The following is a 26,321-nucleotide window of genomic DNA, read 5'->3' on the forward strand; positions in this document are numbered from 1 at the left end:
ATGTTGTCAGTTTTGAAAATTGTGTTATGTAGTTTTTCAATTACATTGAATCAGCTTTTTTCGATGTTCTTCCATAATCGGATTCCAATAATCATGATATTCCTGTTCGTATTGTGTGTTTTTTGCAGAAATCCCATACGCAATCAGTTTCGAAATTAGACGATATCTTAATTCAAAAAGACTTTGTGTTTCTTTCCAATAGCTAAAAAAAGATGTACTGACTCCTTTAATTATGTTTACCGGTAAATTATCATCCGAATATGCGATTTTATATATTAAAGGCATTTTAACTACATCTGAATAATGCCAATGATGTCTATGTACAAAAGGCTTGTTTAAATATCGTTTACCGTTAATATAACATTGAGCCTCATCAATAGGCTCAATTTCCAAAATTTCTATTCCATCAATTGATTTCGGAATATACCAATGAATTTCTACCTGATGATGATTCAACACTTTCCATGTGCTTTGGTTGTCGTCATCGTCATAGTTTTGGAAAAACCAAGCTTTATCGGAATCAACAACTTCTTTGTCCTTTAAATCCGGATCTCTTGATCTTGAATAGGTGTAGGTATACTTTGTATAAAAATTAAAGTGATTATCTTCTCTATAACCTTCACCGGAATATGTGTTCTTATCCGGAAGAGACCAGTTTCCGCATTTTAAATATTCTTTTAATTGATTTGCCGTTTTCGGTTTAATAAATTCAGGTTGAAAATGCGATAAGTAACCGCCGAACACCCAACCGTATTCAGCTTTATCGTCTTTCCATTCATAAGGCGGAATTAAAATTTTAATCCATGGGGCTGTAATTTCGTCGATTGTTTCTTCTTTCCCAACAGCAATAATTTTTACAGGTAATCTGTGCGGCAATCCGCAAAGACGATTTGATTTTAAAGACGGATAGCCTCTCACTTTTAATCCTTCTTTGGAATTAACATACATTGTATCAATTACTTTGCCATTTTCATAAAAATTATTTTTGTCCGCAAAAACCGATGTAATTATTAAAATCGATACTAATAAAGTTAAACAAAAATTTTTCATATTTTTTTTCTCCAACATTACGCCGTGGAATGTACACATAACATTCGCTTGACCTGCATTTGCTGCAAAGGAAATGTCGGGTTGAAGCGGATGTTAGACGCTATTTGCTATTCTCTCCAAATAAAATACGAACAAAATCTCTTCTTGAATACAAAACCCTTATAATTCTTATAACTTCGTCTTCAATTCTATAAAATATTGAATAATTATTTGCAAGCACAAACTTATAATCGGTAGGAAATGAAACATATTTTTCCACAGAAATCCCTCCATTTGGAGAGAACGTTAAATTTTCATAAGTTTCTATAATTTTTGAAATAGTATTATGTGCTGCTATAGGATTTTGAAGTTCATTCTCGATATAATTTTTAATTTCAAGTAAGTCTGCTGCCGCTTGCGGAGCAATCTTTATCTCAAACATCAAAGCCCTGCCATTTTTCTGACTTGTGTTGTGTCCAACCATCCATTTTGCAAAGCAGATTCTTCGCCTTTCTGCAATTCAGAAAAAAGAGTTTTCGTAGCCGTCAATTTTTCGTAATCTCTTATAGAAATCACCGCATAACATCCCCTGCCATTTCTAGTAAGAAAAACCGGCGATTCATCAGCAACATCTTGCAAAACTTCATTATAATTACGCAAATCTGAAACAGGTTTTATAACAATCATACATACCTCTAATATTCGTAATATTTTACGAAATAATTATCTTAAAATACTTACAAAATGTCAAGTGGATTAAACATTCATATCAAGGATTTCGTTTTAAAATTATAAAGCTATATTATATAATAACTTATACGACTTACATTTTTATAATATTTTATAGCAAGTTATTACCACACAATAATTTAGTTAGTTATAATCCAGAATCCCTGACTCTCTTATTTTTTACTAATGGGGAATAAGTACATCTCCATGACCGTCCGAAGGACTTATCTATAATTTATCGTGCTGTAAGGCATCCATCTAACAACTGGTTATACCGCAGAGAGCTCGACCCGCTTTCGATTACGAACCTTTGTTATACGTTCCATCTTACTATAGTTAATTACTTGTTTCATTAAACAGATTTATTTCTATTTAATTCTTATTTTATTTAAACCAAATGCAATAAGATTAATCAACAGCTAAAAACTTTTTTATACACTGGCTGCAGCCATTCCAAAAAAGGCAAAATCATATATGAGTATATAAACCCAAAATAAAATATTGGAAATTATGTTCAATTTTTTTGACTTTACGACATCACCATTATAAAACCTGACGATTAAGACTTTTAGGTAATAAAAAACTATAAGTATTATTGAAAAATAAAAGACTACAGGATTTAAATAGTTTTCAAAATTTGTGATAAGCTCTATGCAACTGTGAGTAAAAATCATTAATCCAGATAACACAATGAAAAAAATTTGTTTTCCACTTTTATTTAGATTGTTATCTTTTGTTTTTAATAAAATGAAAACTAAACTTACAACAAAAATTAAAAAATAAAGACCACCAAATTTCAAAAAATTTTCTATATGAAAATAACTCATATCTGATCCAAAAGAATATAATGTATTAAATAATGGAAAAACCGGTAAGAAGATAAACCCTAAACAACTTTTTAACAAAGACTTATTTTTCCTTAAAAAAATCCAGCCAACAATAGAAATAACATATGTTAAAAAATAGGCAGTAGTATGAAATAAAAAGAGTTTATTAATTCTAAAAATAACATCTATACCATATAGAAAAGTGTAAATCATATCTTTATCTCTTTTTCATTTTTCTTATTTAAATAAGCGAGGAAAGTTGCGTACCTTTTCTCATGTTTCCAGCACAGAGGGCTGTACGTATAACATTGTTTTAAACCGCACGCGGCTCGACCGCGTATCGGCTTTGAAAACGGTGTTATACGAATACAGTTTGTTCTTGCGATAATATATGTTCTTTTTCTGAATTCTTTGCAAGAAGATATACGCAATATTGGTTCATACTTACTCCTTCCTTTTTAGAATCTTCGGCAAGAGTCTTGTGCAAAGATTTTGGAATACGTAGTTTGAATTGACCGGAATAAGAATCGGCACTTTTTGGCTCTGCAATTTCAATATTTTCTTCAATGGCAGCCAAAAGCCACTCTTTTTTTGCATCTTCTGCATTATTAACTGCATCAGAAATTGTTGAACCACAAGTTATACAACCCGGAAGGTCTGGATATGAGGCTACAAAACCTGATTCTTCTGAATCCGGAACAATTTCCAGTTTATATGGCATTTTCATATATTCATCAATTGTTTTCATATCAATCCTCCTTTCCCTTGTGCTCCTCTTCAGATTCTACAACCTCTTTTACCATTCTTACATAAATAATTTTTATCGGTTCATGTTTTGGGATGGTAATCGGATTACAACCATCTTTTCGAAAAGTATAATGACTGCTTCCTCTTTTTGGCTGTGTCATTCTATAGCCGTAACTTTGTAGCACTTTCTTGAGTTCTGTAAAACGCATATCTTTATCAAGAGATAGTATTTTAGCCAGAAGTTTTTCCCATTGAGCCATAATCTCATTATAAGTGGTGTTATATATGGTGTCAAGAAGATATGTTTTTAGAATGATTAAAATACAATATATTCTCCAAAGCGTAAAATTTAATTCCATTTTTTTAAGCAAATTTAGTTTGCTGGAAAAATATTTTTACTGAATCAAAACTTCTTTTATATAGCCTAGAAATAAATACATCTATTTTTTTTATCTTTTAACATTTCCATTACTTTATATGAATCAAAAACTCCTCCATCTGTCAAAGGTCTATTCCGCTCATTGATTACTCAATCAACAACTTTATATTATCTACAACAGCATTTATCTCTTCTTCTGTTATTTTTTCTATAAAATCACAACTTCTTTTTTTATAATCAAGGTTCTTTACTTGGTCACTAAGAATACAGCCATTTATCGAATGATTATCCAATACAATTTCAAAAGGATAACCTTTTATATGGCTTGTAATAGGACAAAATAAAGCAAGTCCGACTTTTTGATTGTATCTTTTTTGAAAAATGCAAATTGCAGGACGACGACCTTTCTGCTCATGTCTTACTTGCGGATTAAAATCAAGGCAAACTAAATCACCTCTATCGGGAACATAATTTGAATTCACCATTCTTCGTTACCTACTGGATAACCTGTCGAGATTTCCGAATGAACATTTTCAGAAGTAACCATTGCCAGCATATCATCAAGAGTTTTTTTCTGAGGAAGAATTATTATTTTTCCTTTTTCTGCGATTACTTCTATTTTGCTTCCATTCTTTACATTATTATCTTTTGCCCAAAGGGAAGGTATTCTAAATCCGAGACTATTACCCCATTTCTGAACTACAACCTGCATAATAAACCTCCATTATTTTTTAATATATACATTGTATAGTCTTTTTGTTAAGGATTTTTTCAAAAACCGGGCTTGCTCCACTGCCTAAATCAAAGGGATATGCTCCATTTATCACTGTAACCTTTGCTTTAGCCATTAGAAATCCTGTACTTTGGCAACTACATAAGATAAATAGACTTATTAACTGGGAATATATTTCTTCATTTTTACCTCAAGCTGCCCGAAGGGCAGTCCAACCTAACGGGGTGCGTAGCGTTCGTTCAACTGCCGCTTAAGCTGCATTGCCGTAAAGGCAATGTCAGGTTGAAGCGAGTGTTAGGTCTTCTTATACTTTCAAAAGAACTTTTTCCTGGTTTTTAGAAACAGCAAGTTTTGGATAAGTAATAATTTCGAGTCCCATTCCGAGACTGTCGAGATAGTCTATTAAAGTTGAAATTTTTATATCTTTCCTTTTTTCAATTTTAGAAACAGATGACTGGGTAAAATTAGTCATTTCTGACTGTTTTACATTCTGTTCTTCGCGAAGCTGTGCAAGACGAATTGTCATAAGACCCTGCTCGGCTTTTATGTGAGTGCGACGAACAGCCTCTGGAGACATATTACTTTCCATCATCTTGATTGCGTCTTTCATTTTCTAATTTTGTCCAATGTTAGAAACCAAGCATCATATTCATCTGATGAATCTACATTCCACATAATTTATTATATGAACTAAAGTGAATATTTGTCAAGAAGAAAAAGGCGGGCTTGACCCGCCAGATTATTTAATTATTATGGATAGATAAACTCAGCAACATTGCTCCAAGCACTATCTGAAATGCTATGAGCCGTATTCATTACTTTTATCCAAAAATAATATTTTGTTCCATGCTGAGGAGTAAAATTATTATATTCAACAGTTCTTGTATTCACTCCTGCTTCTACCGTAGCTGTTGAAGGGGCTACTCCCGCAACGGTTTCATACACAGCTTTAGAAGAATCATTTGTAGTTGAGTAACCTAAAATTACAGAAGACGCCCCATCAAGGCCGACTTTTCCATTGTAGGTAAATGTACAATTAACTTTGGTATTCAAACCTTCTGTTATCGAATTAATAACTAAATTTGTCGGTGCTTCAAGTTTAGTTAGAGTTTTACCCTCATTTGTTGCTGCCTGTTTACAACTGACAAAAGCAAGTGTCAATAATACAGTAGTTAGTAATACTGTAAATTTAGAAAAGCGTTTTATAAAATCCTCCTATGATTTTATAAATTTATTTTTAGATCGAAATAAATATCATAGGTCGGTTCCGCGCCTGCCTGTCTTTAGGCAGGTCAACCTAACATTGTTTTAAACCGCAACGCAGCTTATCTGCGTTGTCGGCTTTGAAAACTGTGTTATGTGATTCATTAACTAAACTTTATTTTTAAAGAAGCTATATTTTCTATCTCTTCCTTTTTTTTATATTTATCCAATATTAGATTTTCAATAACCTTATATGTTTTATACAAATCATACTTACTTATAATTCCACCTCCATGGGAACCTTCGTTACCAACATTTTTTAATATCTTCAAAATCTTTTTTTGTGAACTATTAATTTTTTTACAATCATCAATTCTTTCAGCTAAATTTCTAAATTTACCATCTAAAGATGTTTCTGAAACTCCTAATTCTGTTAAAAACATATCTAAAGATACTCGTATTTTATTTGCACATGCATTTTTATCAGAGAAGTATAATAAAAAACTTTCTCGGAGAACTTTCTGCAAATCTTCATTTTGCAAATAATCTATATTAATAAAATCTTTTACTCTCTGAAAATACTTTATTTCATACACCTCTTCAACATATCGTTCACAATAATCATCTATCTGTTGGATACAGTACTCTGAATAGGAAGATTCGCCAAGAAATGCAATTTTTTCAAAACAATTATTACAACATAAAAATCCTATAAACGAATTTCTGAACCAGTCCGTATCATATTCTCCATAATAATCGGTTCTTATTTTTTCATTGAAATTCTTATATTCTTCACTTATAATAGATTTATCATCATTTACACAAAGAATTCCTTTCTTACATTCTGGACATAAAAAAACTGTTTGAATAGGATACTTCTTTTTTATATCAGAATAACCGATGATTAATCTATCAGGAAAAAACAAATCCTTTTTTTTATTTGAAAAGATTTTAAATTCTTCAGCATATATTTTATTTAAAATTTTTGATTCGATTTCATGAATATCATCCATATATTTTAAATAGTAAATTGAATTCTTATAAACAATCTCAATTCGCTTATTTTCAAATTTAATTGCCAGTTTTGCAGTATTTGTTTTTTTATCAAAAGTAATAAAGAATAGAATAAAAGAAATATTTGTGTTTTGATTATTTCCTATATTAAATTCTTTTGAAGTCTCAGTTAATTTTTTATACTTTGCTTTATATTTTCCCCCTGCATTAGTTTCAGTTTTAATTTTTTTAGCAAGATTTTCGAAATCATTATATTTCATTTTTTACACCTTGTGCACCAGTTGTACATCCATCTAACATTCGTTTAACCTGCATTGCCGCAAAGGCAATATCAGGTTGAAGCGGGTGTTAGATTTTTATTTTTAAATATTAGAATCCAACCATTATGGTGTCGTCTTCTGCATCCCCTTCATATACAGTGTACAGCATCTCTTTTTTTAATCCGAAATAGGCAGATGAGCCAATTTCCCATTCAACTGCACTACCATCAACTGTTTCAACTTTCAGTTCTACTCCTTCTAAAATTTTACTACCAGATGTTACACTTATATTGGTTGCTTGATTAGTACATTTCACTTTACTTGCATTAAATTGAATCGTTATTTCTTTTTTATCCCTCTCAGAATAATCTAAGTTAATTTCATTTAAATTATTTGCATCGGAAACTTTAACATTATACCACAAATAATTAAATTCATATAATTGCTCACTATTTTTTATTTTCCATACAGCAACTTTATTAGGGGTAATATTTTTAGGAGTGAACTCCAACCCGTCCTGTTCAAGAACTTCAGAGTTTTTTTCTATCTCGCTATCATCCTTTTTACATATAACTTTTGTATTATCAAAAACTATTTTTAACTTTGCTGGTATTTTCAGAGTATAACTTACATTGATGGTATTTCCTTCTGCATCATTTTTTGAAATTTTATACCATATACCGGAAGATGTGGCATTTTCTATTTTCTTACCAATAATCCATTTATCAACGATCTTCCCAGTGGGAATATTTATTGCAGTAAACCACACCACACCACCTTCAGCAACCATCATATCACTTGGTATCTCTGCATTATTACTGCCATCAAAACACTTTATCTTTGCTTTGTCAAATTTTATTACTATAGTATTCGGATTGCGTGAATTGCCTGAACCAGCGGGGTTTTGACATCCTGTTATCACAAGTACTGCACTAATTATTAAAACTAATGCGTCAATTATTGAAACTACTTTTCTCTGTTTCATGCCAACCTTCCTTTTGCAATGTCTTTTTACATTGCGAGTTTTATTTCTCAGTCGAATGTCTGTTTCGATTGATTCTGTGCTCGCCTGGAATAGTCAATCTAATACCTTTTCGACCTTTCCTCATAATATCATAAAAACTACTCGTTTGCAATCTAAACTGTTACAAGATAAGAAATTAAATCTTTCTACCATAATACTCGCCTGAACACATCACTAACAGCCAGATTAGGCCTATCTTCACTAAATGATATAAAGACAAATCACATTCGGTCGACAGGGCTTTGAACGCCGAAACCGCCGCGGTTGAGGACGTGGGTGTAAACCATAGTGGTTGAAACATCGCTGTGACCGAGAAGTTCTTGGATGGTGCGGATATCGTAACCGGATTCCAGTAGATGCGTTGCAAATGAGTGGCGGAACGTGTGGCAGCCGATTGGCTTCGGAATACCCGACCGTAAAACAGCTTCGTGCAAAGTGCGCTGAATAACCGAAGGATCAATATGATGCCGTCCCTGCTCACCGGTTTCTTTATTTTGCCATCGACGTGCTTGAGGAAATACCCATTGCCCTGCCTAAGTTTTACCGGCATTGGGATATCTTTTTTCGCACGAGCAGAAGGAAGATTACATTTGCTCTATATATTTATCTCTGCGTCATGGTTGTTGATTTTTTCCACGTTATATAATCTTTTTTGACCTTCATACTTTTTAGTTTATTCCATGCTTCCAATGCCTCTTCTCTTGTTGCATTTTTTTCATTTGCCAGATAATCACTGATAAAATTATTAAATTTACAGGATGGAATTTGCGGAAGCTTTCCTTCAATTCCGTTTAACCGAATGTATTCACAAATGACATCGCTATAAGTTATTTTTTCACCATCAGAAAGTTTATTTTCAATCCAGCGATTAAGCCAATATTTTGCACCTGATTTCGGTTTTAATCCTCGAACTCGTTTATCCATTTCACTATGTATGAATTCCCATGTTTCTTTTTTGTTGCTAAAATTTTCAACATAAGTATGACTATTCAATATATCTCTATTCCGGCTTTTACTCCGATAACTATTTTTTTTATTCACCGTTCCGGTTTCCAAAAACTGAATAATCATCTCTTCAAGCTGACCCTTTCGTATTTTTAAATCAAAAGGTATTTTAAGCGACTTTGCAAGTGCTTTGAGTTCACTCATGTACCAATATTTATTCTCAAATTCTTGTATTGTCATAGAGCTTTTTGCTTATGTGCCGTAATTATTGTATGACTGTATGCATTAGCGGTTATGATACTATCATCAGTACTGATATCTTGATTTCTGTGCGCGCTGCCGTCCGCGGCTAGCACCCCATTACTGCACCGTAACTTCTGCGGTGATTGGTTCCGTCAAAGGACGTATCTTTTCGGCGCTCAACGGTATGTTGATCATTTCGGAGGGAATCATGCGGGCAATCCGTTTTGTTGCAAGCACTGTGTTTCCCGATTTTACCGATACGGTGGCGTTTTGGTAGATGGCATCCACCCGCATAAAGAGATTCACTCCGTCGGGCATGTGCGTCAATACCTTGCGCGGCATCACATAGCGGATACCTTTGCCGGGCGTACAGGGAACGGAAGCCGAATCGGGTAGAGCGCCGAGCGCGTACAGCCCTGCGTGTTTTCCGGCGATTCTGCTTTCCCGTGTTACAAAATCGACGATGTCGTGTACATGCAGCACATTACCGCAGGCGAATATTCCCGGTATCTCCGTTTGCATCGCGCTGTCAACCATTGGCCCGTTGGTAATCGGGTCGAGTGTGACACCGGCTTTTACCGAAAGTTCGTTTTCGGGGATCAGACCTACCGAAAGAAGCAGCGTGTCGCATGGATAATAGATTTGTGTGCCTTCAATTTCGTTAAAGTGCGAATCGATTTGCGAAACGGTAACCCCTTCCAACCGATTCTTTCCGTGGATAAAGCTGATATTATGGCTTAACAAAAGCGGTATACCGTAGTCCTCCAAACATTGAGCGATATTCCGGTTGAGCCCGCTCGAAAACGGCATAATCTCTACGACAGCTTTTACCTTTGCACCCTCAAGTGTCATGCGCCGCGCCATAATCAGGCCGATGTCGCCGGAGCCGTAAATGACAACCTCGTGCCCCATGCGGCAGCCTTCCATGTTCATCATCCGCTGCGCCATGCCCGCAGTATATACACCCGCCGGACGGTACCCTTTTACGGCAATCGCGCCCGCCGTACGTTCGCGGCAACCCATCGCAAGCACAACGGCTCCGGCCTGTATGGTTTTAAGCCCGTCCGTCCCTGCCGCAGTGATAAGCCGCTCCGGCGAAATATCGAGTACCATTGTATTCAGCATTACCTGAATATCCGTTTGTGCAGTTTGCATAATAAAGCGCTGCGCATATTCCGGCCCGGTCAGTTCTTCTTTAAATTCATGCAAGCCGAAGCCGGCGTGGATACATTGATTGAGGATGCCGCCCAATTCGCGGTCGCGTTCGATAATCAGAATTTTTTTTACGCCGGTTTCCCGCGCGGCGAGGGCTGCTGCTAAACCTGCGGGGCCGCCCCCGATCACTACAACATCATATTTCATCATGCTCTTTTTCCGTTTAAGATTTTGAGGAATTACCGCTGCGGACTTCACTCTCTGCGATGTTCTTTAACCTTCCCAACACGATCTCCGTACCCTTGTCCGATTTGGCGATGTTTTCCATCGGCAGCTGTAATTCCCTGCTGAGGATTTCCAAAACGCGCGGCGTACAAAAGCCTCCTTGACAGCGTCCGGTTCCGGGACGTACCCGCCGCTTAACACCGTCAACGGTACGCGCTCCGGCAGGACGGCGGATCGCTTCAACGATTTCCGCCTCCGTTACCGTTTCGCAGCGGCAGATGATTCGTCCGTAGAGCGGATTGTCCGCAATCAGGGCAGCCCGCTCTTCGTTGGAAAGGGCGGAAAACTGACTGATACCTTTCCGTGCACTAACAACGTGCGGCTTTTTTATCAGTTCCGCTCCTGCATACTGCAAAAGCTCCGCAACGTATTCGGCAATTGCCGGCGCCGAGCTCAATCCGGGAGATTCGATGCCTCCGGCGTGAATAAATCCCTTTGCATGCTTTGAAGCATAGATCATAAAGTCGCCGGTACTCGGACGGGCGCGCACGCCGGTAAAGGTGCGGATGGTTTTTCGGAAGTCGAGTGCCGGTACCGATTTTTTTGCGGAACTGTCAATCTTGTTCAGACCGGCAAGCGTCGTCGAAGTATCCTCGCGGTCGTCAACGTCCTGCGCCGTCGGCCCTGCCAAAAGGTTGTTATCATAGGTGGGGGTTACCAGAACACCCTTGCCCATTTTGGTCGGCGCTTGGAAGATAACGTGATGCACCAGATCGCCGCATACCTTATCCAACACACGGTACTCACCTTTGCGGGGATTGATAGCGTAATCGTAATCGCCGATCATCGCGGCAATGTTATCCGCGTAGAGTCCTGCGGCGTTGACAACATACCGCGCAGTAAAAACTCCCTGCGATGTCGTTACGGAAAAGGTATGTTCTTGCGCCGACGTTTGTGCAGTTACAGCGTGAACGGCGGTATCCTGTGTTGGCGCATGTTGAATATCCTCATCTATTTTTTGTATGCCGGTTACCTCGGCATCGCATATCAGCTCAACGCCGTTTTCTACCGCATTTTCGATAAAGGCATACGTCATTCCAAAGGGACACACGATACCGGCAGTCCCGCAAAACAGCGCCCCCTTTGTTTCGTGCGAAAGGTTCGGCTCTTCCGCTAAGGTCTTTTCTCTATCCCATATTTCAAGCTCCGGTACGCCGTTTGCGATGCCCCGTTCATAGAGCTTTTTAACTTCCTCCATATCTTCATCGGAGAAAGCAACAACTAACGAACCTATCTGTTTAAAATGAAACTGAAGCTGCGGCGCAAGGCGGCGGATCAACTCGTTTCCACGCACATTGAGGCGGGCTTTTAATGTACCCGGTTTAGCATCAAACCCGCCGTGCACGATAGCGCTGTTCGCTTTGGAAGAACCTTCGCAAACTTCCGAATGTTTTTCGAGCAGAGCAATGCTTAGCCGGTACTGCGACAGTTCCCGCGCAATAGCACACCCGACAACCCCGCCCCCAATTATAAGTACATCATACATGAGTTAGTCTTCCCAATCCATAGCGCGCGTTATCGCCTTTTGCCAACCGGCATAGCGCTGTGTCCGCGCCGCTTCATCCATTTGAACGGTGAATGCGCGGTCTACTGCCCAGTTGCGTTTAATTTCTTCCATATCTTTCCAAAAGCCGACTGCCAGTCCCGCCAAGTATGCGGCGCCGAGTGCGGTTGTTTCCAGCACCTGCGGACGGTGTACCGGTACATTCAAAATATCGGCTTGGAACTGCATCAAAAAATTATTGACCGCCGCGCCTCCATCTACTTTCAGCGCCTTGAGCGTGATGCCGGAATCTTTTTCCATTGCGGAAAGGACATCCCGTGTCCCGTAGGCAATCGACTCAAGGGTGGCGCGGACAATGTGTTCGCGTTTGGTACCGCGGCTTAAACCCACAATCGCACCCCGCGCATACATATCCCAATACGGAGCGCCGAGACCGGTAAAGGCGGGCACAACGTATACGCCGTTGGTATCTTCTACCCGTTCTGCGTAATACTCCGTTTCGGCGGCGTCGTACACCAGTCTGAGCTGATCCCGCAACCATTGCACGGCTGCTCCCGCTACGAAGATGCTTCCCTCAAGCGCATAAGTTACCGTGTCCCCGATGCCCCATGCAATGGTCGTTAACAGCCCGTTCTGCGAGATAATCGGCGCAGTGCCGGTGTTCATCAGCATAAAGCAGCCGGTACCGTAAGTGTTTTTCGCCATGCCCGCTTCGAAGCATGCTTGTCCGAACAGCGCCGCCTGCTGATCTCCCGCAGCTCCTGCAATGGGAATGTCGGCGCCGCCAAAGGTGCGTTCATCGGTGTTGCCGTACACGCAGCTCGACGGTTTTACCTCCGGCAGCATCGAGCGCGGAATATTCAGTTCCGTCAGAATTTCATCATCCCATTGCAGGGTGTTGATATTGAACAGCATGGTGCGGGATGCATTGCTGTAGTCGGTAACGTGTACCTTGCCGCGGGTTAAATTCCAGATAAGCCACGTGTCGATATTCCCGAACAGCAGTTCTCCCCGTTCCGCCCGCTCGCGTGCTCCCGCTACATGATCAAGTATCCATTTTATTTTCGTGCCGGAAAAATAGGCGTCTATGATAAGCCCGGTCTTTTTCCGTATCGTATCCGTCCATCCCTTTGCTTTGAGTTCATCGCAGATGGAAGCGGTACGGCGGCATTGCCACACAATCGCATTGTACACGGGCTTTCCGGTATTCTTATCCCACACGACGGTGGTTTCGCGTTGATTGGTAATTCCGATTGCTGCAACCTCATCGGGGCGCGTTCCGGTTTCTTCCAATACTTGCCGGGCAACACCGCTCTGTGTCCCCCAAATTTCCATAGCATCGTGTTCCACCCATCCGGACTTAGGGAAAATCTGGGTGAATTCCTGCTGTGCAGTAGCGATAATCATACCGGCTTTATCAAATAAAATAGCACGGGAACTGGTTGTTCCCTGATCGAATGATAAAATATACTTTTTCATATCAGTCCTTTACATGGAAACGGATTCCATTTTCTCTTCTTTTACCGATATTTATTTGTGTAGATTTTGAATGAGCTTTAATTATACGCCAAGACATCTTCTAAAAACTCGGTTAGATTTTTAGAAGATATCCCGTCAGCGAAGTTTCCAGTCGGTTCTGATTTGTCGTGAAGAATTGAATCGATCTATTGCGAGTTCAAATAAATGCATGATGAGTTCTCGGTACGGCATCCCCGACGCTTCACACATCTTGGGGAACATGGAAATAGCAGTAAAGCCCGGAATGGTGTTTACTTCGTTCAAATAGATTTTCTTTGTTTTTTTATCTATAAAGAAGTCAACGCGCGCTAAGCCGCTTAAATCAAGCGCTTGGTAAGCCTTGCCGGCAATATTGCGGATTTCTCGGCGCTGTTCATCGTCGATATCGGCAGGAATTTTCAGCTGTGCACCGTCGGGATCGATATACTTTGCATCATAATCGTAAAATTCATGGGAGGGGATAATTTCTCCCGGAGTGTAAACTACACACTCATCGTTACCGGTTACGGAACACTCGATTTCGCGTGCGGCAATACAGGCTTCGATCAATACCTTACTGTCCCAAAGAAAGGCTTCTTGTATCTTTTGCAGCAACTCGGCACGATTAGTCGCTTTACCGGCGCCGACGGAACTACCGACCCGGCACGGTTTTATAAACAACGGGTATTCCAATTCCTTTTCCGCCTGAACAATAAATCTTTCGCACTCTTTCGGATTATCCCATTGGAATTTTCTTACACAAAGGAAAGGAACAATCGGCAACTGTTCGTGCTGCCAGATTATCTTTGTCTTTTCTTTATCCATTGCCGCACTGCTTGCAAGCACACCGCCGCCGACATACGGGAGATCAGCCATTTCAAATAAGCCTTGAATAGTGCCGTCCTCTCCAAAGCTGCCGTGCAATACCGGAAATACAACATCCGCTGTAATCGGCTGTCCGTTCACGGATAAACCGGCTGTAACGCCCCCGCCCGGGATGACGGCAACTCGTGCAGCTTTATTGCACTCTATTGTTAAAACCGCAGATGTATCCTTACGGATATGTTCTAAGAGAGACTCAGGTTGTAAATACCATTCGCCGTTTTTGGTAATGCCGATTAAATGTACGATATGTTCACTGCCGATAGCACGAACAACAAAAGAAGCGGAAACAAGCGAAACCTCATGTTCGCCTGACCTTCCACCATAGATAATCGCTATATTCATAGTATACTCCGCATCAAATTAAATCTAAGGGAAAACCGGTGAGCAAAGCTCACCTCTAAAAACGGAAGTTTTTAGAGGCCCCTTTTATGTATTTTCCAATTTTTTTAAAATTTCAACGGCGAGTGCATCTTCGGGATAAATATCAAGAACCGTTCTAAAAAATGCTTTTGCTTCTTCAGTCCTTCCTTCTTTTAACGAAATAGTTCCTAAATTTGAAATAATCTTGATATTCTCCGGTTCCTGTTCAAGTGCGCTCATCAGCCAACGGCGACTTTCATCAAATTGACCGAGCTCCATTAAACAGATGGCTAGTTCATTGCAAATATCACAATAGGCGACCGCCAGTTCCTTAGGAGTCTTTTTGCCAAGCTCCAGGCAATGGAGAAACGCTTCTGAAGCATCCTTCCACCGCTCCTGACGACGCAATGCCCAACCGAGTAAAAACCACGCATTCCATACTTTAGGGTGATGCTCTAAAAACTCCCGTATTTTTTCAAGCGCCTTTTCTTCTTCACCCATTTGGATAAAATCAAAAGCACCTTTAAATAGCTCGTCATCGAGCGCTTGTGTTTCTATCCAGTCAATGAGCTCGGAAGCCTTTTGCCTACGGTGTGCCGTTAATTCATCTTGTGCCGTTTCAATATGCAGATATGTCTCGAATACGCTTTTTGCCTTAGGAAAATTCTTTTGACGGATAAAGAAAAAACCGGCATTAAAAAAGGCATCAGGCAACGGCGGTTCGGCAGCCAACACCTCTTTATACGCTTGAAAGGCTTTATCGGTATAATAGTCGGCATAGTCTTCTGCACCGGCTTGTTCATAAAAACGAGCACGTTCATCCATCAACAACGCAACGTTCAGTTTTGTTTGCATATTTTCCGGAAACAGCCCTTCAAGTGCGAATAGTAGCTGTTCCGCTAAGTCAAAATCGGCATTTTTTATCTTTAGAATTGCGGCATTAGTCATCTCTTCGAGAATATTCGGCCGTAGTTCTTTAAAAATATCTCGATAGTATGCAATATGTTGATTATCCCGTTCATAAGCGAATACATTCAACATACCGGCTAAAATCATCTCTTCTGAAATAGTTTCCGGTCTAAAATCTTTCCCTTCATCCGTTAAAAGAAGCGGAAGCGGTATCGATGAATCAAAGCCCGGAATTTTTGCCGTTAAAGCATATTCCTCAGGCATTTTGATGTAGATGAGCTGCTTATCGGAGTTTTCCATATTGTATGTATCCTATTACTTACGAAGATTATGCGTATGTTTATAGTCGGATTAAGGGTAGATTTTGCGCTGTTGATTAAAATATTGGTTCAATCGTATTTTATATGCAAGCGGTACGGTCGAGGCATTATACGCCATCGCTACTGCAATAAGGTCTTTTCGTTTTTCGACTAATTCCGCTCTGATGATTTTACCGCGTAACCCAACAATGACAGTAGGATCGTCAAAATCAAATTTTAGCACACAATCTTTATTGAGTAGGAATGGGGCAATCCCCGCCATAATAAACTTTGCGCCGGAAAATGAAATATCTCGCACGATACAACGCCGTGGAATGTTTTCGATGTAGACAATCGTCTCTTTTTTGGTCAGCGAGAGCTTTCGCATTGCCTCCGCATTTAATTCGATACGTTCATTGCCGCGTTTGGTTGTATTCGCTTTTGCATCGACGAGGAGCCCTAATTTTTCAATTAGGTCATCAGGAGCGCGCTGCGTGTATTCAATACTAAGTAAGAGTAAATCGGGTGTCACGGTATACGGAGTACAACTTACAACTTTCCCGGAAACAAAAAACGAAAGATCGCTTTTTCCGTTTGTTTGCGAAAAAGAGAACCACAGAGAGACAGCCGTAGAACCTTCGCATATTTTTTCATATATTCCGCAGTGCTGTGGTACGATAACCTTTGCTCCTATCATCGAAGAAGAGTTGATGACGCATGGCCATGGCCCTCCTTCGGATCCGACGCAGCGTATCGACGACTGCTGTGCATTAAGATTCATCGCTTGGATAACTTCTTTCGTAAAAGTTATTTCTGCCTTTTGGAAAAAATCGTAATATTTATTGACCTGTTGGCTCGTCAGGAAACCCATATTTATAATAATAAATTTATTTTGTTAAAAGGTCAAGGTGAGAATGAGCAGCTGTTCGGTTAGGAACCCATCGGGCAGCCGCTTTTAATGCGCCTTGACGATGCAAAAGAAAATCTGCTGTACACAATGCAGGCACTGCAGACCGATACGAAGCACCGGTTCGCCTGGCTGACTCGAAGCATTGAAGGGGCAAACCCACAGGAAATACTCAACAGAGGGTATTCTATCGTTTACAACCGGCAGGCAGAGCTCGTACCTCGCCGCGCGCAGGATGCGGCAGCGGCGCGCGATCTTCGTATTAGGCTTGCCGACGGCGAAATCGAAGTCTCCATCGGTAATACCCGTTGATGCCGCTGAAATGGCGCAGCTGAAAGACATTGACAACCGTGCAACGAAAATGCGAATTGAACAACATTATAGATTGACACTTTGTTCGGTTGTTCAATATATATGTAGAATTGTATTGAGAAAAAATTATAATAGTAAAAAAGGAGATATCATGGGAATCTTAAATAATGCATTCAACAAGAAAGATAAAAAAAAGGAAGTTAAAGCACCGCTTATTTTATCTATGCCGATGTTTAAAGGCGATAGCGGGTATTCATTGGAGAAAGTTATCGAGGATTTAAAATCATATTGGAGACTTACGGTTGATCAGATAGAGGGCGATGATACTACCGCTTTATTCGAAATCGGCGAAGAACGTGTAGTCATTGCGTTGATGCCTGCGCCGATACCCGCTGAGGAATTTGAATCCATGTACAGCTATTCTTACCTTTGGAAAGATGCTGAGAAAGAGGTAAAAGAACATACACAGCATGCAATAGTCTCGCTTTTAGCCGGCAATACCTCGGCAGTGGAAAGGTACTCTCTATTAACTAAAGTGAATGCTTCTATTTTGAGAACGTGTGAAACGGCAATAGGGGTATATCAAGGCTCATCGACACTGTTACTCCCAAAAAAGCTTTATCTTGATTTTGCTCATTTTTTATTGGAGGATATGTTACCGATTCAGCTGTGGGTGTATATCGGGATTATCAATGGCGATGAGAAAAGCAGTGTTTATACGTATGGGATGAAAGAGTTCGGTAAATCCGAGATAGAAATAATCGATGCAGATATGAAAGGCAGTGAAGTATATGATTTTCTATTATCTGTCCTTGAGTATGTTTTACAGCAAGATGTAACGCTGCACCACGGAGAAACCATAGGATTTACCGAAGAACAGAAAATTAAAATCACAGAATCGGAAGCAATTTATTTGGAGGGCACATCATTAAAAATAGAATTATAGATTACTGTATTTCTTTCTGTCCGGTAATCAACATAGAGAAGTCTTTGTGTGTTCTCCTCCTACTTTAAAGTAATATCGTCGTAATAGCCGGCCTCACGGGCAATCTATGTAATCGACAGTCGATGCCGTCCAGAGGCGGTTAAGGAACGGCGGGTATGAAAACCTCCGCATGAATAACGTAAGCATTTCGGAATGAAAAGATGTGGTTTAATGAAAAGATGTGGTTTGAAGCATGAGGAAAATAAATGAATAAAACTGCCGAATATAAAACAGCTGTGATACAATTGTATAAGGGCGTTAATCTTGAATTTTATGATACCGAAAGCGATGAAGTATATTTTCTTCGCGGAAAACCGCGTAATGTATTTAGAATCGATTATTGCAAACAAGGTATTTTGGAAGGTGAATTTGAAAATAAATCTTTTTCATATTTAGGCGAAAAAGAAGCGGCAATTAATTACGAAAAACTTGCACTGTTAAAAACATATTTTCCACTGAGGATTTACAAAGGAGTAAGCATTTTATTTTTTCTCGATGAACTGGATGAAAAATTTACCGCCGTAACGGAAATCTTTGATATCGATATTAGTAAGATTTGTGCAAAATTGGATTTAAAAAACGGATGGTATAAACTGAAACCGGAATCGGAAATTACAAAAATTTTAGACGCGTTATATGTAAACACGGATATGCACGATCATATTTATTTTCAAATTAAAATACTTGAAATTCTTCATTATTTGAACAGGCTTGGTCTATCGGCATACCGGACAGCAGAATTTTTTTCAGGCTATAATATCAATAAGGTAAAAAAAATTCATGCCTTTATTGCCGATAACCTTGATAAAAATATTTCATTTCAACAGCTTGTAAAAACGGAAGGAATAAGTTACACGATTTTTCAAAAATTGTTCAGACAAATATACGGCGACAGTCCGTATTCCTATCTAAAAAAATATAAACTAAAAACGGGAGCGTTTTATATTTCTTCTACAAACAAAAAAATAGCGGAGATAGCGGCTGATTTGGGTTATGCAAATGCGAGTAAATTCTCCGATGCCTTTAAGTCCATATACGGGCAAACACCGCTGCAGTACAGAAACACCCTTACGAACCCTGCTAAAAACGATAAAAATTCATAGAATCTTCAAAAGTATTTTTCAAAAAAAATATCAAAATGGAGTATTTTCGCCCAAAATGGAGTGGAAAGAAAAATCATTTTGCGTATAGTAAGTTGAAACTAACTTCTATTTATATATTTTAAGGACGGTATAACTTCTATGAAACGCTTGCTATTGGGGATTCTTTCAATTGTGCTGCTAATCTCATGTACGGTAAAAAGCGAAACACCCACGGATACGGAACAGACCGTGCTGAAAATAGGCGCCATAAAGGATTTTAAACGGTCGCTTGAAGGCTCGACGTTGGTATTTGATACGCTTTTGCAAATGACACTCGATTACAAACCGCTTCCCAATATCATTACCGAATGGACGCGGAACGATACGGCAACGGAATACCATCTTACCATACGGGATGATATTCTTTTTTCCGATGGAACTCCGCTTACCGCGCAAACCGTAAAATGGGATATCGAAAACGTTGCGCCGATAACGTACTGCGTATTTTCATCCCTGTTGAAAGAGGTCAGCATAACGGATACGACGCATTTAAAAATCAGCTTGACTGCTCCGTATTATTTTCTGCCGCAGGATCTTGCGTTAGTAACGGCGATAAAAGAAAACGGAGTTGATGAGGCGTTAAACATTACCGATTTTATCGGAACCGGCGCATATATTTTGAAAGAATACGACGAAGGTCAGTCGGCTTCTTTGATAAAGAATGAGAACTACTGGAATAAAGCGGCAGCGCCTTCAATTCCGCAAGTAGAGTGGCTTGTAATCACCGACGACAATGCACGGAATTCGGCTCTTTCGTCAGGGCAAATCGACGTGCTTGGCATAAGTGAGCATTATCTTTCGATACAGTATCCGTTAATCGATGATTTAATAAAGGCAAAAAAGATGAGCTTTTTTGAAGAACCGAAAGACGCTTTTACTTCACTTATGACTATCAGCTTTAATTGGAAAGAAGGTTTTTGCAGCGATAAAGCGTTGCGCGAAGCGCTGGAATACGGAATAAACCGACAGGCGCTCGTTGATACCGTTTTTTTCGGCATACCTCAGGCATCGGGACATCAATTTAACCCTGCATTTACCGATGGACCTCAAAACGAAAAACCATATACCTATAATCCGGAGTTTTCAAAGACGCTGCTTGCCGAAGCGGGTTATCGGGACAGCGATAACGACGGTGTACTCGAAAAAGACGGAAAAAAAGTTTCGTTAAAATTTTTAATTTCTTCAAAAGAAGATTACCAACGCGATTTGGCCGTTTTTATAAAATCGGAATTGCATAAACTCAGAATAGATTGCGAAATTATTCAGGTTACCGGTGAAGCAATGAGGGAGCATTTTAAAACCGGCAATTATGACTTGGCTGTTTCTCATCCGTGGTATGAACCGATCATCGGTACCGTAACCTATTTCGGATTTGGTGATAATTATACCGACTACGGATTAAGCTATGCCATTAATGCAAAGTCTGTGGAAGCGGCGCATGCTTTGGTCGAATCGGCAACCGAAGAACAAATTAAAACCTACGCGGGAGCATTATGGAAAGAACAATACGAGCAGTGCGTAACCCTACCGTTATGTACCAGTTCCCGCATGGCAATTTTTAATCCGCGCTTTGAAGGCTTCCGGTTTAACGGGAACGTATACCGCATCGATTTAAGCGGCGTCAAACTCCGTACCGAAAAACGGTAGTGGTGCAGCGCTGCCGATTGGAAAATGCAAGAGCATCTCTAAAAGCACTGATTCGCAGATCCGTGTTAGCGAATATGATGATTACTTTCTTACAGGATAAGCGATAAACTTGTAGTTTTTGAAAGATGCTCATAAAAGGAAAAAACGGTTTATGAGTCCGTTACATGTATTTATCAGAAAATTAATTATGATTATACCGACGGTACTGTTGCTGTCTTTTTTAAGTTTTTCCGTAATTTATTTTGCGCCCGGCAGCGCAGAAAAGTTGTTGCTGAATGCAAAAAATGCACGGGGCTTTATAAGCGACAAAACAGTAGACGTATACGGCAAAAAGCTCGGACTCAATAAACCGTTCGGCAGGCTATATGCGCATTGGTTATGCAGTTTATTAAAAGGAGATCTCGGTACATCGTATTTGACAAACAAACCGGTTTCCGGCATTTTTATAAAACGTTTTTCGGTTACTTTTAAACTCGCATTGTTAAGCCTGCTGATTTATTCGGCATTGGGTATTCCGATCGGAGTGCTCGCATCGGTAAAAGAAAATATACTGTGCCGTTTCTTTTTGCAGCGGTGGCGTATCATTTGTATGTCGATACCGTCATTTTGGATTGCCGTTATTTTGGTTTGGTTTATTGCGAATTATATTCCTGTTATTCCTACAATAGGTTATCACGGAATAAAAAGTTTAATAGTTCCTGCTTTTTTACTGGGCATTATGTCGTTTTCCAATTTAACCTGCGTTATTCAAAGTAAAACTCAAGCGGTGTTAAGTAAGTCGTTTATCATCTTAGCGGGAGCGCTCGGCATTCCGCAAAAGATCATTTTTATAAGGCACGTGCTTAAAAATATCGCAGCCCCTGCAATTGCAGTAGCCTGCATCGATTTTAGCGGATTTATCGGCGGGGCAATTTTAATCGAAAATATCTTTTCTATTCCCGGTTTGGGGCTGATGCTTGCCGAAGCGCTCAATGTAAAAGATTACCCCGTTATCGCAGGAACACTTTTTTTGTTGGGACTTTTTATCAATCTTTTAAACTTCTTTGCAGAGATGGTATATCTTATAATCGACAGACGAGGTATTTATGAAAACTAAAAAGAATTGCAAAGTTCGTATTATCGTCTATTCGATATTGAGCTTTGCCGTTCTTACGGCAGTGGTATTATCCGATATTGCAGCTGCTCCGGAAATACATGCCTCATTGGAACACAGATTTTTGCCGCCGTCGATACGGCATCTATTCGGTACGGATGATTTCGGTCGGGATGTTTTTTTAAGGACGCTGCAAGGGTTCAAATACACTTTTTTTATTGCGCTCACTGCTCAGGTTTTCAGTTTTTTATTAGGTGGGATAATCGGCCTTTTTGCAGGATATTACGGCGGACTGTTCGACGAAATACTGTATTATCTTTGCAATATCATTCTATCGTTTCCAATGATTGCCGCCGTTATCTTTTTCTCCGCTGTTTTCGGAAATTCCGTTTTTATTTTAATCGTCTTATCGATTGTTTTCGGTATGATATTTAATATAAAGGTAGTCAGAAGCGAAATAATGATACTGAAGCACAGCGATTTTGTTACGGGATTAAAAATTATCGGCGCTTCCGATTTGTTTATCGTAACGAGGCATCTTTTAAAGCCTGCGTTTATGCTACTCTTACCGACGGTTCCGCTCATCTTGGGACACATCATTATCGGCATTTCCGCATATTCATTTTTGGGTTTCGGTGTGCAGCCGCCTCATCCTGAAATAGGCTTGATGTTAAAAGAAGCCATTCGGTTTATCAATTATGCGCCGTGGCTGATGGTTTGTCCGGGATTATTTCAATTCTCTGTTATCCTCATCTTTGCCGATTTATCCGAAGCCGTTCAAAATTTTATGCAGTACGCACGGGATATCAGGAGAAAGATATGACGGATGCCGTTTTAAGCATACGTGCGCTGACAGTTGATTTTGTAGTCGGAGAAGAAAAAAAACGGATTATAAAAAATATTTCTTTAACTGTTAAAAATGAAATATTTGCGATTATGGGAGAAACAGGCAGCGGTAAGTCTGTTCTTGCAGCAAGCATTCTGGGGATGTTGCCTTCAAATGCAATAATCGAAGGTACTATTTTTTATAAAGGTAAAGCGATTTCCGGTTTAACGGAAAAGGAATATAACACCATTCGCGGAAAAGAAATAGCATTGGTGCCGCAAATTTCTGCGGACTCTTTAAACCCGCTGTTAAAGGTTAAAAGTCAACTTGCCGTACCGATTACGGTTCATAAAATTTGTAAAACGGCGGATGAAGTATATTCCCGTTCCTGTGCATTACTGAAAAGTGTGTCGCTTAATCGGGATGTATTAAATCTATATCCGTTTCAATTAAGCGGCGGGATGCAGCACCGCGTTTTAACTGCGCTCGGTCTTTCGTGTAAACCTTCCGTAGTGATTCTTGACGAACCGACCCGCGGAATGGATATGATGTTGCGGAACGAATACGCTGCGCTGATTAAGTCGATTTACGATACGGAGCATATTGCAATTATTTTTATAACGCATGATTTGGAACTTGCGCACAAACTTTCTCACCGCTGCGCGCTTATGTATAACGGGGCAATTGTAGAAGAAGGAGAAACGCAATCGGTATTCAAAGACCGTCGCTCTTCTTATTTTCGTTCTTTGATGGCAGCGATGCCGCAAAATCTTATGTGAAGGCGATAGTATGGAATATATTCTCCAATGCAGCGCTCTTTCAAAATCATTCCGCAGCAATACAATAGTCGGGGCATCCGCTTCTATTTTAAAAAATATCGATTGCAGTATTGCACCTTTTTCCGTCACCGGCATCACCGGAGAAAGCGGCTGCGGCAAAACGACACTTTCACGCTGTATTCTTAATTTGATAAAACCCGATAGCGGAATCGTTTTGATACACGGTAGGCCGGTTTGTGCATACGGCTGCAAAAAAGAATTTTTCCGCACCATACAAGCAGTGCAGCAAAATCCCGAATCGGCGCTGGATCCGGATTTTACGGTACGGCGCAGTTTGGAAGAAATGTATACGCTCCATAAGAAGCGCTTTGCTTCAAAGCAGGCGTTTTTGAAGGAATTGGAGTCGTTATGTAAAGATGCCGGAATTGCATACGACGAATTGGATAGACTTCCGTATTGTTTTTCAGGCGGTCAGCTACAGCGTATTTGCATTATCAGAGCGGTCATTATAAAACCGGAGATTCTGATTCTTGACGAACCTACTTCGATGCTTGATGTTGCCGTTCAGGCGCAAATCTTGTCGCTACTCTCAAAGCTAAAAGAAAAGTATAAACTGACGTTAATTTTGATTTCGCATGATCTCAATGTAATCGAATATTTCTGCGATTATTTGATTGTTATGCGGGCAGGCAGCATTGTCGAATCGGGCGTATGCAAAGAAGTATTTGCTCATCCGGCACACGAGTATACGGCAGCTTTATTGAAAAGCAGAAACTTACATTTGAACTAAAAAGAGTTCTATTGGGCATCTCTAAAAACTCCGTTAGATTTTTAGAGGTTCCCTATTGTAATTTGGAGAAAATAGTTATGATGATTCACAAACGGGTGATGGAACTGACGAAAGGTGCGCGTTCCGGTATTGTATGCAAAGCCTTGATAGGGGTTGCCATTTCTGCGACCTATATTGTACAGGCAGCGACGCTGGGCACGATCGTCGGGCTGTTGTATAAACGGGCTGCATTTTCCGCACTGCTACCGTATATAACATATCTGGCAGCAATTATCGGTACGCGGCTTGTATTAATCTATATAAATTCCGTGTATGGAAAAAAAATTATCGGCACAGTAAAAAATATACTCAGACGGCGCATTTATGCAAAGCTGCTAAAACTGGGACCCGCATTTTTGGATGACGAGCGTACCGGTACATTGGGCTCGACAATGGTAAGCGGTGTCGATTATTTGGAAGGTTATTTGACGCTGTATCTGCCGCAGGTGCTGGTATGCCTTATCGCTTGCTCTGCAATGCTTGTCTATATTTTTTCAGTGCATTATGTGCTTGGGCTTATTGCGTTGGTAGCATTGATTATCGTGCTCATATCCCCGATCGTATTCGGGAAAGTATTGTCGGAATCTTCCAATGCGCATTGGGCGGCGTATCAGGAGCTGACGGCAGAAATATTAGACGGTGTACAGGGGATTGTAACGGCAAAGGCAAACAATGCGCAAGAACGAATCGGCAGCGTATTAAAAGGAAAAATGAAAACGCTTTTTTCCGAAACGATGAATAATCTCAAAGTCAATTTAACGGAAGTGGGTATTGCCGGATTTGCTTCGGGCGCAGGCGTCAGTTTCACCCTTGCGGTTGCCGCTCTTCTGGCGGTAAAAGGGAGTATTCCGCTTTCTTCGCTTTTGGTTCTGCTTTTTATGACGAATGAAGTGTTCAGACCTGCGGCCGATTTAAGTGCGTATTTTCATCAAGGCTTTATGGGCATTACTTCTTCAGGCAGTATTTTTGCACTGCTCGACGAAGAAGAAAAAATACACGATACGGGGACAAAAACACTCGATGTAAAAATGCCGGGCGGTTTTGAAATTGCGTATACGGATGTCTTATTTTCATATAACGAAAATGAAGCTCCCGTTTTTGAAGACATGAATTTTACGGTCAAAAAAAACGAGCGGCTTGCAATCGCTGGAGAATCGGGAAGCGGAAAAACAACTCTTATCAATTTGTTGCTCCGCTTTTATGATCCGCAGGCGGGACGCATCGCCATTAACGGAATCGATATACGGGATCTGACGCTGAAATCGCTCCGCAGTTTAATTTCCGTTGTTTCGCAGGAAACATATTTGTTCAACGGTACGATAAAAGAAAATCTGCTGCATGCAAACGAAACGGCTGATGACGATATGGTAATCGAAGCATGCAAAATTGCGCATATCGATTCGTTTATTCAAAGCCTGCCTGAAAAATATAACACGCGTGTCGGGGAACGGGGGCTTAATTTTTCAGGAGGACAGCGGCAGCGTATTGCTATTGCACGTGCCGTGTTGAAAGATGCGCCGATTATCGTACTGGATGAAGCGACCTCCGGTGTCGATACCGAAAACGAAAATGAGATCAAACATAGTCTTTCGGTGTTATTAAAAAACCGTACGAGTATTACCATTGCCCACCGTTTAAATACAATAGAAGATTGCGACCGCATTTTGGTTTTGCGGCATGGCCGAATTGTCGAAGAAGGAACTCATCATCAGCTGTTTGGAAAAGACGGTTATTATAAAAAACTGGTACAAGCACAGCAGTAGAAAGGAGCGAA

The 26,321-nt window shown here is 40.1% G+C and carries 28 protein-coding genes and 1 pseudogene; 9 read left to right on the forward strand and 20 right to left on the reverse strand.

The window, feature by feature from the left end; genetic code table 11:
- Window positions 1-36: 36 nt before the first annotated feature.
- From ABH09_RS02530 to ABH09_RS02625, 20 genes and pseudogenes are all read right to left on the reverse strand, one after another.
- Entirely contained in the window at window positions 37-1,050 is a 1,014-nt protein-coding gene (locus ABH09_RS02530) for an SH3 domain-containing protein (protein ID WP_253715077.1), read from the reverse strand.
- 100 nt (window positions 1,051-1,150) lie between these two features.
- Window positions 1,151-1,471 (reverse strand): type II toxin-antitoxin system RelE/ParE family toxin, encoded by a 321-nt coding sequence (locus ABH09_RS02535; RefSeq protein WP_253715078.1) that lies wholly within the window; start codon window positions 1,469-1,471, stop codon window positions 1,151-1,153.
- Window positions 1,471-1,716, reverse strand: coding sequence for a type II toxin-antitoxin system prevent-host-death family antitoxin (locus ABH09_RS02540; RefSeq protein WP_253715079.1), 246 nt, complete (start codon window positions 1,714-1,716; stop codon window positions 1,471-1,473). The genes ABH09_RS02535 and ABH09_RS02540 overlap by 1 nt, the downstream gene beginning before the upstream one ends.
- Window positions 1,717-2,189: 473 nt before the next feature.
- Window positions 2,190-2,798 (reverse strand): hypothetical protein, encoded by a 609-nt coding sequence (locus ABH09_RS02545; protein WP_253715080.1) that lies wholly within the window; start codon window positions 2,796-2,798, stop codon window positions 2,190-2,192.
- 145 nt (window positions 2,799-2,943) lie between these two features.
- On the reverse strand, window positions 2,944-3,333 hold the full coding sequence (locus tag ABH09_RS02550) for a toxin-antitoxin system HicB family antitoxin (RefSeq protein ID WP_253715081.1): 390 nt from the start codon (window positions 3,331-3,333) through the stop codon (window positions 2,944-2,946).
- Between the two features lies 1 nt (window position 3,334).
- Window positions 3,335-3,592: a type II toxin-antitoxin system HicA family toxin gene (locus ABH09_RS02555; protein WP_253715082.1), complete on the reverse strand. Its 258-nt coding sequence runs from the start codon at window positions 3,590-3,592 to the stop codon at window positions 3,335-3,337.
- Window positions 3,593-3,857: 265 nt separating this feature from the next.
- Window positions 3,858-4,196, reverse strand: a complete 339-nt coding sequence (locus ABH09_RS02560; protein ID WP_253715083.1) for a type II toxin-antitoxin system PemK/MazF family toxin — start codon at window positions 4,194-4,196, stop codon at window positions 3,858-3,860.
- Window positions 4,190-4,423: an AbrB/MazE/SpoVT family DNA-binding domain-containing protein gene (locus ABH09_RS02565; protein ID WP_253715084.1), complete on the reverse strand. Its 234-nt coding sequence runs from the start codon at window positions 4,421-4,423 to the stop codon at window positions 4,190-4,192. The genes ABH09_RS02560 and ABH09_RS02565 overlap by 7 nt, the downstream gene beginning before the upstream one ends.
- A 325-nt stretch (window positions 4,424-4,748) precedes the next feature.
- Window positions 4,749-5,054, reverse strand: coding sequence for a helix-turn-helix domain-containing protein (locus tag ABH09_RS02570; protein WP_253715085.1), 306 nt, complete (start codon window positions 5,052-5,054; stop codon window positions 4,749-4,751).
- A 140-nt stretch (window positions 5,055-5,194) separates the two neighbouring features.
- Window positions 5,195-5,605, reverse strand: a complete 411-nt coding sequence (locus tag ABH09_RS02575) for a hypothetical protein (RefSeq protein ID WP_253715086.1) — start codon at window positions 5,603-5,605, stop codon at window positions 5,195-5,197.
- A 206-nt stretch (window positions 5,606-5,811) separates the two neighbouring features.
- Complete coding sequence (locus tag ABH09_RS02580; protein WP_253715087.1) at window positions 5,812-6,921, reverse strand: DUF4145 domain-containing protein; 1,110 nt, start codon at window positions 6,919-6,921, stop codon at window positions 5,812-5,814.
- A 109-nt stretch (window positions 6,922-7,030) separates the two neighbouring features.
- Window positions 7,031-7,906 carry a hypothetical protein gene (locus ABH09_RS02585; protein ID WP_253715088.1) on the reverse strand — a complete coding sequence of 292 codons (876 nt, stop codon included), beginning with the start codon at window positions 7,904-7,906 and terminating at the stop codon, window positions 7,031-7,033.
- A gap of 260 nt (window positions 7,907-8,166) precedes the next feature.
- Window positions 8,167-8,528: pseudogene (locus ABH09_RS02590) on the reverse strand (tyrosine-type recombinase/integrase); the annotation flags it as partial.
- 20 nt (window positions 8,529-8,548) lie between these two features.
- On the reverse strand, window positions 8,549-9,130 hold the full coding sequence (locus tag ABH09_RS02595) for an SAP domain-containing protein (protein WP_253715089.1): 582 nt from the start codon (window positions 9,128-9,130) through the stop codon (window positions 8,549-8,551).
- Between the two features lie 120 nt (window positions 9,131-9,250).
- Window positions 9,251-10,498 (reverse strand): NAD(P)/FAD-dependent oxidoreductase, encoded by a 1,248-nt coding sequence (locus ABH09_RS02600; protein WP_253715090.1) that lies wholly within the window; start codon window positions 10,496-10,498, stop codon window positions 9,251-9,253.
- Window positions 10,499-10,511: 13 nt separating this feature from the next.
- The gene (locus ABH09_RS02605) at window positions 10,512-12,059 is read right to left on the reverse strand and encodes an NAD(P)/FAD-dependent oxidoreductase (RefSeq protein WP_253715091.1); all 1,548 of its coding nucleotides are present in this window, start codon (window positions 12,057-12,059) and stop codon (window positions 10,512-10,514) included.
- Window positions 12,060-12,062: 3 nt separating this feature from the next.
- Window positions 12,063-13,556, reverse strand: coding sequence for a glycerol kinase GlpK (glpK, locus tag ABH09_RS02610; protein ID WP_253715092.1), 1,494 nt, complete (start codon window positions 13,554-13,556; stop codon window positions 12,063-12,065).
- A gap of 135 nt (window positions 13,557-13,691) precedes the next feature.
- A complete protein-coding gene (locus tag ABH09_RS02615; RefSeq protein WP_253715093.1) occupies window positions 13,692-14,801 on the reverse strand; it encodes a D-alanine--D-alanine ligase family protein in 1,110 nt (369 codons plus the stop codon).
- A gap of 84 nt (window positions 14,802-14,885) precedes the next feature.
- Complete coding sequence (locus ABH09_RS02620) at window positions 14,886-16,028, reverse strand: tetratricopeptide repeat protein (RefSeq protein ID WP_253715094.1); 1,143 nt, start codon at window positions 16,026-16,028, stop codon at window positions 14,886-14,888.
- A 51-nt stretch (window positions 16,029-16,079) separates the two neighbouring features.
- A complete protein-coding gene (locus tag ABH09_RS02625; protein WP_253715095.1) occupies window positions 16,080-16,898 on the reverse strand; it encodes a PilZ domain-containing protein in 819 nt (272 codons plus the stop codon).
- Between the two features lie 87 nt (window positions 16,899-16,985).
- On the opposite strand from ABH09_RS02625, the gene ABH09_RS02630 reads away from it, so the two are divergent.
- The 9 genes from ABH09_RS02630 (at window position 16,986) to ABH09_RS02670 (ending at window position 26,310) form a co-directional block, all read left to right on the forward strand.
- Window positions 16,986-17,246, forward strand: a complete 261-nt coding sequence (locus ABH09_RS02630; RefSeq protein ID WP_230977963.1) for an exodeoxyribonuclease VII large subunit — start codon at window positions 16,986-16,988, stop codon at window positions 17,244-17,246.
- Window positions 17,247-17,397: 151 nt separating this feature from the next.
- Window positions 17,398-18,192 carry a DUF4261 domain-containing protein gene (locus tag ABH09_RS02635; RefSeq protein ID WP_371922140.1) on the forward strand — a complete coding sequence of 265 codons (795 nt, stop codon included), beginning with the start codon at window positions 17,398-17,400 and terminating at the stop codon, window positions 18,190-18,192.
- Window positions 18,193-18,437: 245 nt separating this feature from the next.
- Window positions 18,438-19,334, forward strand: coding sequence for a helix-turn-helix transcriptional regulator (locus tag ABH09_RS02640; RefSeq protein ID WP_253715097.1), 897 nt, complete (start codon window positions 18,438-18,440; stop codon window positions 19,332-19,334).
- A gap of 138 nt (window positions 19,335-19,472) precedes the next feature.
- Window positions 19,473-21,020 (forward strand): ABC transporter substrate-binding protein, encoded by a 1,548-nt coding sequence (locus ABH09_RS02645; RefSeq protein ID WP_253715098.1) that lies wholly within the window; start codon window positions 19,473-19,475, stop codon window positions 21,018-21,020.
- 151 nt (window positions 21,021-21,171) lie between these two features.
- Window positions 21,172-22,116, forward strand: a complete 945-nt coding sequence (locus ABH09_RS02650) for an ABC transporter permease (protein WP_253715099.1) — start codon at window positions 21,172-21,174, stop codon at window positions 22,114-22,116.
- Complete coding sequence (locus ABH09_RS02655) at window positions 22,106-22,936, forward strand: ABC transporter permease (RefSeq protein WP_253715100.1); 831 nt, start codon at window positions 22,106-22,108, stop codon at window positions 22,934-22,936. The genes ABH09_RS02650 and ABH09_RS02655 overlap by 11 nt, the downstream gene beginning before the upstream one ends.
- Window positions 22,933-23,718: an ATP-binding cassette domain-containing protein gene (locus tag ABH09_RS02660; protein WP_253715101.1), complete on the forward strand. Its 786-nt coding sequence runs from the start codon at window positions 22,933-22,935 to the stop codon at window positions 23,716-23,718. The genes ABH09_RS02655 and ABH09_RS02660 overlap by 4 nt, the downstream gene beginning before the upstream one ends.
- Before the next feature lie 10 nt (window positions 23,719-23,728).
- Entirely contained in the window at window positions 23,729-24,508 is a 780-nt protein-coding gene (locus ABH09_RS02665; RefSeq protein ID WP_253715102.1) for an ABC transporter ATP-binding protein, read from the forward strand.
- Between the two features lie 77 nt (window positions 24,509-24,585).
- Window positions 24,586-26,310, forward strand: a complete 1,725-nt coding sequence (locus ABH09_RS02670; RefSeq protein ID WP_253715103.1) for an ABC transporter ATP-binding protein — start codon at window positions 24,586-24,588, stop codon at window positions 26,308-26,310.
- Window positions 26,311-26,321 lie beyond the last annotated feature (11 nt).

This window comes from Treponema sp. OMZ 803 (assembly GCF_024181165.1).
GTDB lineage: Bacteria > Spirochaetota > Spirochaetia > Treponematales > Treponemataceae > Treponema.

Bases quoted from the DNA above. Each gene is read 5' to 3' on its own strand.
- ABH09_RS02530 (WP_253715077.1), bottom strand. From the start codon at position 1,050: ATGAAAAATTTTTGTTTAACTTTATTAGTATCGATTTTAATAATTACA.
- ABH09_RS02535 (WP_253715078.1), bottom strand. From the start codon at position 1,471: ATGTTTGAGATAAAGATTGCTCCGCAAGCGGCAGCAGACTTACTTGAA.
- ABH09_RS02540 (WP_253715079.1), bottom strand. From the start codon at position 1,716: ATGATTGTTATAAAACCTGTTTCAGATTTGCGTAATTATAATGAAGTT.
- ABH09_RS02545 (WP_253715080.1), bottom strand. From the start codon at position 2,798: ATGATTTACACTTTTCTATATGGTATAGATGTTATTTTTAGAATTAAT.
- ABH09_RS02550 (WP_253715081.1), bottom strand. From the start codon at position 3,333: ATGAAAACAATTGATGAATATATGAAAATGCCATATAAACTGGAAATT.
- ABH09_RS02555 (WP_253715082.1), bottom strand. From the start codon at position 3,592: ATGGCTCAATGGGAAAAACTTCTGGCTAAAATACTATCTCTTGATAAA.
- ABH09_RS02560 (WP_253715083.1), bottom strand. From the start codon at position 4,196: ATGGTGAATTCAAATTATGTTCCCGATAGAGGTGATTTAGTTTGCCTT.
- ABH09_RS02565 (WP_253715084.1), bottom strand. From the start codon at position 4,423: ATGCAGGTTGTAGTTCAGAAATGGGGTAATAGTCTCGGATTTAGAATA.
- ABH09_RS02570 (WP_253715085.1), bottom strand. From the start codon at position 5,054: ATGAAAGACGCAATCAAGATGATGGAAAGTAATATGTCTCCAGAGGCT.
- ABH09_RS02580 (WP_253715087.1), bottom strand. From the start codon at position 6,921: ATGAAATATAATGATTTCGAAAATCTTGCTAAAAAAATTAAAACTGAA.
- ABH09_RS02585 (WP_253715088.1), bottom strand. From the start codon at position 7,906: ATGAAACAGAGAAAAGTAGTTTCAATAATTGACGCATTAGTTTTAATA.
- ABH09_RS02595 (WP_253715089.1), bottom strand. From the start codon at position 9,130: ATGACAATACAAGAATTTGAGAATAAATATTGGTACATGAGTGAACTC.
- ABH09_RS02600 (WP_253715090.1), bottom strand. From the start codon at position 10,498: ATGATGAAATATGATGTTGTAGTGATCGGGGGCGGCCCCGCAGGTTTA.
- ABH09_RS02605 (WP_253715091.1), bottom strand. From the start codon at position 12,059: ATGTATGATGTACTTATAATTGGGGGCGGGGTTGTCGGGTGTGCTATT.
- glpK (WP_253715092.1), bottom strand. From the start codon at position 13,556: ATGAAAAAGTATATTTTATCATTCGATCAGGGAACAACCAGTTCCCGT.
- ABH09_RS02615 (WP_253715093.1), bottom strand. From the start codon at position 14,801: ATGAATATAGCGATTATCTATGGTGGAAGGTCAGGCGAACATGAGGTT.
- ABH09_RS02620 (WP_253715094.1), bottom strand. From the start codon at position 16,028: ATGGAAAACTCCGATAAGCAGCTCATCTACATCAAAATGCCTGAGGAA.
- ABH09_RS02625 (WP_253715095.1), bottom strand. From the start codon at position 16,898: ATGGGTTTCCTGACGAGCCAACAGGTCAATAAATATTACGATTTTTTC.
- ABH09_RS02630 (WP_230977963.1), top strand. From the start codon at position 16,986: ATGCGCCTTGACGATGCAAAAGAAAATCTGCTGTACACAATGCAGGCA.
- ABH09_RS02635 (WP_371922140.1), top strand. From the start codon at position 17,398: ATGGGAATCTTAAATAATGCATTCAACAAGAAAGATAAAAAAAAGGAA.
- ABH09_RS02640 (WP_253715097.1), top strand. From the start codon at position 18,438: ATGAATAAAACTGCCGAATATAAAACAGCTGTGATACAATTGTATAAG.
- ABH09_RS02645 (WP_253715098.1), top strand. From the start codon at position 19,473: ATGAAACGCTTGCTATTGGGGATTCTTTCAATTGTGCTGCTAATCTCA.
- ABH09_RS02650 (WP_253715099.1), top strand. From the start codon at position 21,172: ATGAGTCCGTTACATGTATTTATCAGAAAATTAATTATGATTATACCG.
- ABH09_RS02655 (WP_253715100.1), top strand. From the start codon at position 22,106: ATGAAAACTAAAAAGAATTGCAAAGTTCGTATTATCGTCTATTCGATA.
- ABH09_RS02660 (WP_253715101.1), top strand. From the start codon at position 22,933: ATGACGGATGCCGTTTTAAGCATACGTGCGCTGACAGTTGATTTTGTA.
- ABH09_RS02665 (WP_253715102.1), top strand. From the start codon at position 23,729: ATGGAATATATTCTCCAATGCAGCGCTCTTTCAAAATCATTCCGCAGC.
- ABH09_RS02670 (WP_253715103.1), top strand. From the start codon at position 24,586: ATGATGATTCACAAACGGGTGATGGAACTGACGAAAGGTGCGCGTTCC.